Below are 10014 nucleotides of genomic sequence, written 5' to 3'. Positions count from 1 at the left end.
GCTCTCGGTCGACCTGCGGCTGCGCCGCTCGGCCGACGGGCGCAGCCAGCCGGTCGCGTACCAGCAGCTCGCGACCGCGCTCGGCGTCGAGATCGGCACCCGCATGCCGCTCGAGGACGTGCGCGCCTCGGTGCTCGAGCTGCGGCGATCGAAGGGCATGGTGCTCTCGGACGACCCCGACTCGGTGAGCGCCGGCTCGTTCTTCACCAACCCCATCGTCTCGGCCCGGTTCGCGAACGCGCTGCCCGTGGACGCGCCGCGGTGGTCGGTCTCGCCGAAGCCCTCGGCGACGGTGCTCCCGCTGGATCCCGACACCCCCGCGGGCGCGGGCGTGCCCTCGCTCGACCGGCCGGTGCCGCAGGTGAAGCTCTCGGCCGCCTGGCTCATCGAGCACTCCGGCGTCACACGCGGCTTCGCGCTGCCGGGCTCGCGCGCGGCCGTCTCCTCGAAGCACACGCTCGCCCTGACCAACCGCGGCGGGGCGACCGGCGAGCAGGTGGCTGAGCTCGCACGCTTCGTGCAGGCGCGGGTCGAGAACCAGTTCGGCGTGCACCTGGTGCCCGAACCGGTGCTGGTGGGCCTGCCCCTCTGAGCGCGAAGGCATCCGCATGACCGACACCTCACACCAGCTCGCCGCCGAGGGCAGCGCCCGCATCGAGTGGATCCGCTCGCGCATGCCGCTGCTGGCGGCGCTGCGCGATGAGTTCGCCCAGACGCGCCCCTTCGCCGGCCGCACCATCGGCGTCTCGCTGCACCTCGAGCCCAAGACCGCCGTGCTCGTCGAGACGCTCGCCGCCGGCGGCGCGCAGCTCGTCGGCACCGGCAACCACGGCTCGACGCAGGACGACGTCGTGGCCGCTCTGCAGGCATCCGGAGCCCGCCTGTTCGGCCGCCGAGACGACACCCTCGACGACCACCGGGCCAACCTGCGCCGCACCCTCGAGGCGCGACCCGACATGCTGCTCGACAACGGCGCCGACCTCGCGCTCGGCACCGTCGAGCACGGCTTCGCGCACGAGGTCGTCGGCGGCACCGAGGAGACCACCTCCGGAGGCTTCCGGCTGCGCGAGGAGGGCATCGCCGTGCCGTTCCCGGTGATCGTCATCAACGACTCGCGCATCAAGGCGATCGGCGAGAATCGGCACGCGGTCGGCCAGAGCGCCGTCGAGTCGCTCATGCGCATCACCAACCTGCAGGTGCCCGGCAGCCGCTTCGTCGTCGTCGGCTACGGCTGGTGCGGTCGCGGCGTCGCGCAGTACTTCGCGGCGCTGGGCGGCAAGGTGGGCGTGGTCGAGCGCGACCCAGTGACGGCGCTCGAGGCCGCCTACGACGGCCACCGGGTCGGCACGCTCGAGGCGCTGCTGCCGTGGGCGGAGGTCGTCGTGACGGCGACCGGGCGGCCGGATGCGCTGCCGGCGGCCGCGCTGCCGCTGGTCGCCGACGGCGCGGTGCTGGCCAACATCGGCCACTTCCCGTGGGAGATCGACGTCGACGCGCTGCGCGAGGGCGCGACGAGCCGTCAGGTCGCCCCGGCGATCGAGCGCATCGAGCGTGACGGCCGCCACGTCGTGCTGCTGGCGGAGGGCCGCATGTTCAACCTCGCCGGGCCCAACCCGAAGGGCAACTCGATCCAGTCGATGGACCTGGGCTTCCTGCTGCAGGCGCGCTCGCTCGAGCGGGCCGCGACCGGCGAGGGACTCGTGCCGGGACCGCAGGGCGTGCCGGTCGACATCGAGCACGGCATCGCGCAGGCGATGCTCGCGGCGATGGGCGCCTCGCGCTGACCGCTTGCCCGCGCGTCACGCCCGTGGGAGAGTCGAGCGTTGGGGGACAGCACCATGGACGAGCACGACACCGCGCAGGCCGACGACACCGCGCAGGCCGACGACACCGCGCAGGCCGACGACGCCGAGCACGGCGACGCGCATGCGCCGATCAGGCATGAGGTCGAGGTCGCGGTCAGCTGCACGCGCGCCTGGGATGCGTACGTGCACGGGCTCGAGGAGTGGTGGCACCCAAGCTGGACGGCGTTCGGCACCGGGCTCGACCGCATCGAGGTCGAGCCGCACGCGGGCGGCCGCATCGTCGAGCACGGCCGCGACGGCGAACAGCGCGAGTGGGGCGAGGTGCTCGAGGCCGAGCCCGGCGATCGCTTCGCGCACACCTTCCACCTGTCGCACGAGGGCGACCCGACGGTCGTGACCGTCGACTTCGACGACCTGCCGCACGGCGGCACCCGCGTGCGCCTCGTGCACGGCGGCTGGAACGAGAGCAACCTCGCCGGGCGCGCGAAGCACACCGACTGGCCGATGCTGCTCGAGCGCTACCGCGCGCACGCCCAGCACGTCTGAGCGGCGCGACCGCCTCGGCTCAGGCGCCGAAGAGCCGCTGCAGCCGCTGCGCGCCCTCGAACAGCGCGTCGTCGGCGAGCGCGTACGAGAAGCGCAGGTAGCCAGAGGGGCCGAAGGCCTCGCCCGGCACCGCCGCCACGTCGGCCTGCTCGAGCATGAGGTCGGCCAGCTCGAGGCTCGAGGTGGGCGTCACCCCGCCGAACTCCGTGCCCAGCAGCCCCGACACATCCGCGTAGACGTAGAAGGCGCCCTTGGGCGTCGGCACCGAGAAACCGGGGATCTTCGACAGCTCGGCCACGATCGACTTGCGGCGCACGTCGAAGGCCGCAAGCATCTCGGCCACGGCATCCTGCGGGCCGCCCAGCGCCTCGACCGCGCCCAGCTGCGCCACGTTGTTGACGTTGCTCGTCAGGTGCGACTGCAGGTTGCCGGCGGCCTTGATGACGTCGGCCGGGCCGACCATCCAGCCCACCCGCCAGCCGGTCATCGCGTAGGTCTTCGCGACGCCGTTGACGAGGATCGTGCGGTCGGCGATCGCCGGGTGCGCCTCCACCACCGAGACGGCGCGCTCGCCGTCGTAGACGAGGTTCTGGTAGATCTCGTCGGCGATGATCCACAATCCGTGTCCCTCGGCCCACTCCGCGATCTCGCGGATGCGCTCGGCGGGGTAGACGGCGCCGGTCGGGTTCGAGGGGCTCACCATCAGCAGCACCTTGGTGCGCTCGGTGCGGGCCGCCTCGAGCTGGTCGACCGTGACCAGGTAGCCCTGGTCGGCGCCGGCGAAGACGTCGACCTGCGTCGCGCCGGTCAGCGCGATCGCCTCGGGGTAGGTGGTCCAGTAGGGCGTCGGCACGAGCACTTCGTCGCCCGGGTCGAGGATGGTCTGGAACGACTGGTAGACCGACTGCTTGCCGCCGTTCGTCACCAGCACCTGCGAGGGCTCGACCGCGAGGCCCGAGTCGCGCAGCGTCTTCGCGGCGACCGCCTCGCGCAGCTCCGGCAGGCCGGCCGCCGGCGTGTAGCGGTAGTTCTTCGGGTCGGCGAGCGCCCGCTGGGCGGCCTCGACGATGTTCGGCGGCGTGGCGAAGTTCGGCTCGCCCGCTGCATAGGAGATCACGTCGCGGCCGGCGGCCTTCAGCGCCTTGGCCTTCGCGTCGACCTTGAGGGTGGCGGATTCGTTGATCGCGGCGATGCGCGCAGAGATGCGGTTCACGGCACCAAGACTAGGCGTGGCCACGTGCGGCGCGCCCGATCTCCGCATGCGCTGTCTTGCTGCGCGCACGCATGCGACCCTGTATGCATGGCACATCCCACGCGCCCCATGGCCTTCGCGGCGGCCGTCGTCGCGATCGCGGCGCTCGCGGCCTGCTCGTCCGCCACCGTCACCGCCACCCCGGCCGCCGAACCGGCACTCGCTCCCAGCAGTGCCGCCGCTGCATCGACGCCCGCGCCGCCCGCCGAGCTGACTGTCGCCGACTTCGTCGACCGGTTCGGCCCCACCACCGGCGACATGGTCTGGCTCTCGGGTGCCGAGGTCGAGGACGAGTTCCACGCCGCCGCGGCCGCGTTCCCGCTCGACCTCCCCGCTGGCTACACCTGGCCGACCGGGCTGTCGCGGTCACTGGGAACCGTCACGGAGTACCAGCGCGGCACCGGTGTCGCCGAGGCGTACCTCTACTGGGAGGCCGCGCACGCGACCGCAGCCTACGCCGACTCGCGCAGCGGCGACATGGTCTCCGCTGTCGCCCAGGTCGAGGTGCTCGTGGACGGCTACGCCAGCCCGATCCGCAGCATGTACGTCGACCCCGAGGAGCCCGGTACCGACTCGGAGTACTACCGCTCGGTGCTCGAGCCCGCCCTGAACGGCGACCTCGAGCCGCTCCTCCACGCGCAGGTCGCGTCATTCATCAGCACGGACGAGTACCTGGCCATCGCCGCTCAGGCGGGCGACGAGATCCGCGTCGGCACCGAGGGCTTCTCCCGCTCGGTCGACGACCAGCCCGGCGATCCCGGCTACATCGAGGACGTCCGCGTCGAGCTGGAGCATCGCATCCCCAGCGAGTAGCCGCCCCCGCTCCAACCGCGACGGAGGGCGCTCCAGGTCGTAGGGAGCGCGTCAGCGCTCGACGAGCACGCCGTCCTCGTCGGCCCAGAGCATGGCGCCGGGGCGGAAGGCGACGCCGCCGAACTCGACCACCGCGTCCGCCTCTCCCGTGCCCTCCTTGCCGCTCTTGCGCGGGATCGATCCGAGCGCCTTGATGCCGAGGTCGAGCTGCGCGAGCGCCGTGCGGTCGCGCACCGGTCCGTGGATGATGACGCCCGCCCAGCCGTGCTCGACCGCCGAGCCGGCGATCATGTCACCCATGAGCGCCGTGGCCATCGAGCCGCCGCCGTCGATCACGAGCACGGCGCCGTCGCCGGGCGAGGCGAGCGTGGCCTTCACCAGCGCATTGTCGTTCTGGCACCTGATGGTGCGCACGGGCCCGGTGAACCGCGTGCGCCCGCCGAGGTCGAGCAGCTGGGTCTCGAGCGCCTGCAGCTCGTCGCCCCGCTCGTCGTACAGATCTGCCGTCGCGATGCCTGTCATGCGGCAACGGTAGCGGGGCGCGGCCCGACGCCCGGGACGGGCGTCGGCGCTGGGGTCGCGGCGACGACACGAAAGTGTCGTCGCTCTCAGCTCCACCGCGCGCAGAAGTGGACAGCGGGTGCGGCGGCGAAGTATGCTGTTCCCTTGGTGGTTGACGACTGCCATGCTGTCGCGTGCCCTCGGGCTCACGAGCGCATGGGTCTCCACCAGTCCAGGGCGGTGGCGCAATTGGTAGCGCAGCGGTCTCCAAAACCGCAGGTTGCAGGTTCGAGTCCTGTCCGCCCTGCTCGAGGCACCGGTGACGGTGCCTGACGGGCTCCGGCACTCGCCGGGCCGAACAGACGAAGGGTCACTGTGGCTGAGAACGCGATCGAGGAGGCACCCCGCTCACGCGAGGGAGCCTCTCGCAACCCGTTCGTGCGCCTGGTCGCTTTCCTCAAGGAAGTGCTGGTCGAGCTGCGCAAGGTCGTCACACCGACGCGCAAAGAGCTGATCCGCTACACGCTCGTCGTGCTCGTGTTCGTCGTGTTCATGATGCTCTTCGTCTCGGCTCTCGACCTGGTGTTCGGCTCCTTCGTCGGCTGGATGTTCGGCGACCTGCCGCTGTTCGGCCTCGTCTGAGCCCGATTCGAGACGTGAAGGAGAAGGTAATACGTGTCTGACGTCAACGACCTCGACATCGAGCTGAACAAGGCGCTCGACGACCTCGTGCCCGATGCCGAGAAGCCGGCCGAGCCGGAGACCGACCCGTACGAGGACTTCAAGCGCGAGATGCGCATGAAGCCCGGCCGCTGGTACGTCATCCACTCGTACGCGGGCTATGAGAAGAAGGTCAAGGCCAACATCGCCTCGCGCGCCGAGAACATGCAGGTCGACGGCATCTACGAGATCCAGGTGCCCACCGAGGACGTGCTCGAGACGAAGAACGGTCAGGCCAAGCGCGTCAACCGCGTGCGCGTGCCCGGCTATGTGCTCGTGCGCATGGACCTCGACGAGGACACCTGGTCGATCGTGCGTCACACGCCCGGCGTCACCGGCTTCGTCGGCAATGCTCACAACCCGGCTCCGCTGCGCTTCGACGAGGCCTTCACGATGCTGAAGCCGCTCGCCGACGAGGAGCTCGCCGAGCAGCAGAAGGCGACGCCCGACCACAAGCCCGCACAGCTCACGGTCGAGGTCGACTTCGAGGTCGGCGAGACCATCACGATCACCGAGGGCTCGTTCGCGGGCTTCCCGGGCACGATCTCCGAGATCCAGCCGGCGAGCCGCAAGCTCACCGTGCTCGTCAGCCTGTTCGAGCGCGAGACTCCTGTCGAGCTCGGCTTCGGTCAGGTCAGCAAGCTCTAGTCCCCCAGAGGGGACTGGATGCGGTCTCGGGCTTCACACGCGAGCCCACGACCGCGATACACCAAGAAGGAAGAGACATGGCACCCAAGAAGAAGGTCACGGGTCTGATCAAGCTGCAGATCCAGGCCGGCGCCGCCAACCCTGCGCCGCCCGTCGGTCCGGCGCTCGGTCAGCACGGCGTCAACATCATGGAGTTCTGCAAGGCGTACAACGCGGCGACCGAGTCGCAGCGCGGCAACGTCATCCCGGTCGAGATCACTGTCTACGAGGACCGCTCGTTCGACTTCGTGCTCAAGACCCCGCCGGCAGCTGAGCTCATCAAGAAGGCGGCTGGCGTCAAGAAGGGCTCCGGCGTCCCGCACACGACGAAGGTCGGCAAGCTGACGCAGGCGCAGGTCGAGGAGATCGCGCAGCAGAAGATGCCCGACCTCAACGCCAACGACATCGAAGGCGCGAAGAAGATCGTCGCCGGCACTGCCCGCTCCATGGGCATCACCGTCGAGGCCTGACCTCGTTCGCTGCGCTCGCGCAGACCCGAGCCGCTCGGCTCACCAGTGGCAGCGCCGGCCAGGCGCGCACCACGAACCCTGAATCAGGAGAATCACATGGCACAGAAGTCCAAGGCCTACAAGGCCGCAGCAGCGAAGATCGACGCTGACGCGTCGTACACGGCCGCAGAGGCCGTCGCAGTCGCTCGCGAGACCGGCTCGAAGAACACCGACTCGACCGTCGAGGTGGCGCTGAAGCTCGGCGTCGACCCGCGCAAGGCAGACCAGATGGTCCGCGGTACCGTTTCTCTTCCTCACGGCACCGGCAAGACCGCTCGCGTCATCGTCTTCGCGCAGGGCCCCGCAGCCGAGGCAGCCATCGCTGCAGGCGCCGACGAGGTGGGCTCCGACGAGCTCATCGAGAAGGTCGCCGCCGGCTGGACGAACTTCGACGCAGCCGTCTCGAGCCCCGAGCTCATGGGCAAGGTCGGTCGTCTCGGCAAGGTGCTCGGCCCGCGTGGCCTGATGCCGAACCCGAAGACCGGCACCGTCACCCCGAACGTCGCGCAGGCCGTGACCGACATCAAGGGCGGCCGCATCGAGTTCCGCGTCGACAAGCACTCGAACGTGCACTTCATCGTCGGCAAGGCCTCGTTCTCGGAGGAGCAGCTCGCCGACAACATCCAGGCTGCGCTCGACGAGATCGTCCGCCTGAAGCCGTCGTCGTCGAAGGGCCGCTACGTCACGAAGGCCACGGTCTCGACGACCTTCGGCCCCGGCGTGCCGGTGGACGTCACCACCATCGGCTGAGATCAGTCGCACTCGAGAGCCCCGCTTCGGCGGGGCTCTCGTCGTCTCCGGGCGTGTGCATCGGCCCACCGCCCCTGCCGATCGGGTTCGCGAGTGTGCTCTCACGCCTCGATGAGGCGGTGCTCGTAAGCGAGCGCGATGAGCTGCACGCGGCTCGCGACCCCGAGCTTCGTCAGGATCGCGCGCATGTGCGTCTTCACCGTCGTCTCCGCCACCCACAGCTGCTTCGCGATGTCGCCGTTCGAGAGCCCGCGCGCGGCGAGCGCGAACAGCTCGCGCTCCCGTTCGGTCAGCTCGGCCAGGATCGACGTGTCCGGCGCAGGCCGCACCGGCGCGAAGGCCCGCAACAGGTCGAAGGTCTCGGCGGGCGCGATCACCTGCTGGCCGTCGACGACCGCGCGGATCGACTGCACGAGGAACTCCGGCCGAGCATCTTTGAGCAGGAACCCGCTCGCCCCGGCGCGCAGCGCATCCACCACCGCCTTGTCCTGCCGGATGGTGGTGAGCACGATCACGTGCGGCGGCGGCTCGGGCGACTCGCGGCGGATGGCGGCGGTCGCGCTGACGCCGTCGAGCACCGGCATGCGGATGTCCATGAGCACCACGTCGGGCTGCAACTCGCGCGTGCGGGCGATCGCCTGCTCGCCGTCGAGCGCCGTGCCGACGACCTCGAGCCCGTCCTGGCTCTCGAGGATCATCGACAGCCCCTGCAGGAAGAGCTCCTGGTCGTCGACCAGCAGCAGCCGGATCGGCGCAGTCTCGGTCACCGGGGCGTCTCGTCGGGTGCCATGGGGTTGCGGATGCGCCCATCGGGCAGGCGCGCGTCCGTCAGATCGACCGTGGTCGCCTGCGACCAGTCGCGCGTCGGGTAGGGCGTGGTCGGCTGCGCGCCAGTCTGATTCTCCGGGTGGCGCAGCCGGTGGAGCCGCGTCGCCTCGACGATCCAGGGCGCGACGACATCTTCGGGGCGCTGCTGCTTCGGCACGGGCAGGGTGAAGAGCTGCTCCTCGGTCAGCGGCGGGGTCGGCTCGTGGCTGATCGGCTCGTACGGCAGGTAGGCGCTCACGACGAAGCGCTCGCCGTCGGCGTCGATCTCGACCGCGCCGCCGGCGAGGCGGGCGCGCTCGTGCATGCCGGCGATGCCGCGACCGGCGGGCTTGAGCGCGGCGCGGTCGTGGATGGGGGAGGCGATCGCGATCGAGAGCCCCGGGCCCGTCCAGGTGAGCGCGACGACGATGTCGATGTCGGCGCCGCCGTGGCGGAGGGCGTTCGTGAGGCTCTCCTGCACGATGCGGTACGCGGCGATGTCGGCCAGCCGCGACAGGTGGCCGTGGGCGCCGATGTCGTGCAGCGCGACGCGCGGCCCGGCGGAGCGCAGTTGCGCGACCAGTCCAGGGATGTCGGCGCTCGTGGGCTGCGGGCGGCGCGCGTCGTCGTCGACCCGCTCGAGCAGCTGCCGCACCTCGACGAGCGCGAGCCGCGCCGTGTCGCTGATGGTCGTGAGCACCGGGTCGATGCGCTCCGGATGCTGCTTGTGGCTCAGGCGCAGCCCCTCGGCCTGGGCGGCGAGCACGGCGAGCGAGTGCGCCATCACGTCGTGGAAGTCGTGCGTGAGGTCGGCGCGCAGCCGCTCGTCGCGCAGCTCGGACTCGACGACGGTGGTGCGGGCGACCGCCTGCTGCTTGGATGACTCGGCACGCACGAAGTCACGCAGCGCCCTCCCGCCGACCACAGCGGCCCAGGCGACGACGGCGAAGCCCCAGGCGAACATCCCCTCCCATTGACTGACGTGGCCGTAGCCGTTCATCTGCGCCTGTGTGCCGAGCGTCACGAGCGCGACCGCGGCGATCACTCCCGCCGGAATGCCCAGGAGCAGGCGTCGGGACAGCGGATCAACACCCCAGGTGGCCAGCAGCGCTGCGGCGAGCGCAGTGGTGAGCAGCAGCCATCCCGACGCGGTGTCGCTCACGAATGCTGCGACGAACGCGCCGAGTGACGTGACCGCGAACGAGGGCAACGGCCAGGCTCGGGCGGTCGCGATGCCGACGCAGATCACCAGCACGGCCAGCATATGCACGGCGTTGTAATACCAGGTGCCCAGATGCGCGAGCAGGACGATGACCGCGATCGGCGCGGGCCACCATCGGTTCGCGACGCGCATTGTCCGCTGCAGGTTCATGCGCTCAGGCTAAGCCGGTGCGCCCGCCGGTGCACCGCATCCGCCCCCATCTCGTCCCGAAGGACGAGCCTGACGCCCGGCGGGGCGACAGACGTTGCGCAATCGTGACTGTCCACGGACGATGTTTTCGCTGTGGGGCGGCTAGGTTGGTGCTCACGCACACTCACCGCGGAGCCGCGGATGCGTGCGAACGATCCCATAAGGAAAGGTCCAGCACCGTGATCTCACCCGCAAAGCGGCGTCTGCTCGCCG

Annotated in this window: 10 protein-coding genes, 1 tRNA gene and 2 pseudogenes; 9 read left to right on the top strand and 4 right to left on the bottom strand. The window is 70.6% G+C overall.

From position 1 onward, the window contains the following. The 3 genes and pseudogenes from J1M46_RS08770 to J1M46_RS08760 form a co-directional block, all read left to right on the top strand. A pseudogene (locus J1M46_RS08770) lies at positions 1 to 592 on the top strand (UDP-N-acetylmuramate dehydrogenase); the annotation flags it as partial. Positions 593 to 608: 16 nt separating this feature from the next. Further along, a complete protein-coding gene (locus tag J1M46_RS08765; RefSeq protein ID WP_206447459.1) occupies positions 609 to 1784 on the top strand; it encodes an adenosylhomocysteinase in 1176 nt (391 codons plus the stop codon). A gap of 54 nt (positions 1785 to 1838) precedes the next feature. After that, positions 1839 to 2351, top strand: a complete 513-nt coding sequence (locus tag J1M46_RS08760; RefSeq protein ID WP_206447458.1) for an SRPBCC domain-containing protein — start codon at positions 1839 to 1841, stop codon at positions 2349 to 2351. Positions 2352 to 2370: 19 nt separating this feature from the next. Here J1M46_RS08760 and J1M46_RS08755 read toward each other — a convergent pair whose 3' ends face one another. Further along, complete coding sequence (locus tag J1M46_RS08755; RefSeq protein ID WP_446698572.1) at positions 2371 to 3564, bottom strand: pyridoxal phosphate-dependent aminotransferase; 1194 nt, start codon at positions 3562 to 3564, stop codon at positions 2371 to 2373. Between the two features lie 87 nt (positions 3565 to 3651). Between J1M46_RS08755 and J1M46_RS08750 the strand changes: the two genes are divergently transcribed. Further along, positions 3652 to 4416: a hypothetical protein gene (locus tag J1M46_RS08750; RefSeq protein WP_206447457.1), complete on the top strand. Its 765-nt coding sequence runs from the start codon at positions 3652 to 3654 to the stop codon at positions 4414 to 4416. A 51-nt stretch (positions 4417 to 4467) separates the two neighbouring features. On the opposite strand, the gene rraA is transcribed toward J1M46_RS08750, so the two are convergent. Continuing rightward, a complete protein-coding gene (gene rraA, locus J1M46_RS08745) occupies positions 4468 to 4938 on the bottom strand; it encodes a ribonuclease E activity regulator RraA (RefSeq protein ID WP_206447456.1) in 471 nt (156 codons plus the stop codon). 213 nt (positions 4939 to 5151) lie between these two features. Between rraA and J1M46_RS08740 the strand changes: the two genes are divergently transcribed. The 5 genes and pseudogenes from J1M46_RS08740 to rplA all read left to right on the top strand — a co-directional run bounded on the left by J1M46_RS08740 (position 5152) and on the right by rplA (position 7583). Further along, positions 5152 to 5224, top strand: a tRNA-Trp gene (locus tag J1M46_RS08740). 68 nt (positions 5225 to 5292) lie between these two features. Continuing rightward, a complete protein-coding gene (secE, locus tag J1M46_RS08735) occupies positions 5293 to 5559 on the top strand; it encodes a preprotein translocase subunit SecE (RefSeq protein WP_206447455.1) in 267 nt (88 codons plus the stop codon). Between the two features lie 120 nt (positions 5560 to 5679). After that, positions 5680 to 6285, top strand: a pseudogene (gene nusG / locus J1M46_RS08730) (transcription termination/antitermination protein NusG); the annotation flags it as partial. 77 nt (positions 6286 to 6362) lie between these two features. Next, positions 6363 to 6794: a 50S ribosomal protein L11 gene (gene rplK / locus J1M46_RS08725; protein ID WP_206447453.1), complete on the top strand. Its 432-nt coding sequence runs from the start codon at positions 6363 to 6365 to the stop codon at positions 6792 to 6794. A 96-nt stretch (positions 6795 to 6890) separates the two neighbouring features. After that, positions 6891 to 7583 carry a 50S ribosomal protein L1 gene (gene rplA, locus J1M46_RS08720; RefSeq protein ID WP_206447452.1) on the top strand — a complete coding sequence of 231 codons (693 nt, stop codon included), beginning with the start codon at positions 6891 to 6893 and terminating at the stop codon, positions 7581 to 7583. Positions 7584 to 7684: 101 nt separating this feature from the next. Here the strand turns inward: rplA and J1M46_RS08715 are convergent, their stop codons facing one another. Both J1M46_RS08715 and J1M46_RS08710 read right to left on the bottom strand, forming a co-directional pair. Further along, positions 7685 to 8350 carry a response regulator transcription factor gene (locus J1M46_RS08715; protein ID WP_342384328.1) on the bottom strand — a complete coding sequence of 222 codons (666 nt, stop codon included), beginning with the start codon at positions 8348 to 8350 and terminating at the stop codon, positions 7685 to 7687. Further along, on the bottom strand, positions 8347 to 9762 hold the full coding sequence (locus J1M46_RS08710) for a sensor histidine kinase (protein WP_206447451.1): 1416 nt from the start codon (positions 9760 to 9762) through the stop codon (positions 8347 to 8349). Before J1M46_RS08710 ends, J1M46_RS08715 begins: the two co-directional genes overlap by 4 nt. Between the last annotated feature and the right edge of the window lie 252 nt (positions 9763 to 10014).

This window comes from Agrococcus sp. KRD186, assembly GCF_017168255.1.
In the GTDB taxonomy this organism is placed as follows: Bacteria; Actinomycetota; Actinomycetes; order Actinomycetales; family Microbacteriaceae; genus Agrococcus.
This window is presented reverse-complemented; position numbering and strand designations above follow the sequence as displayed.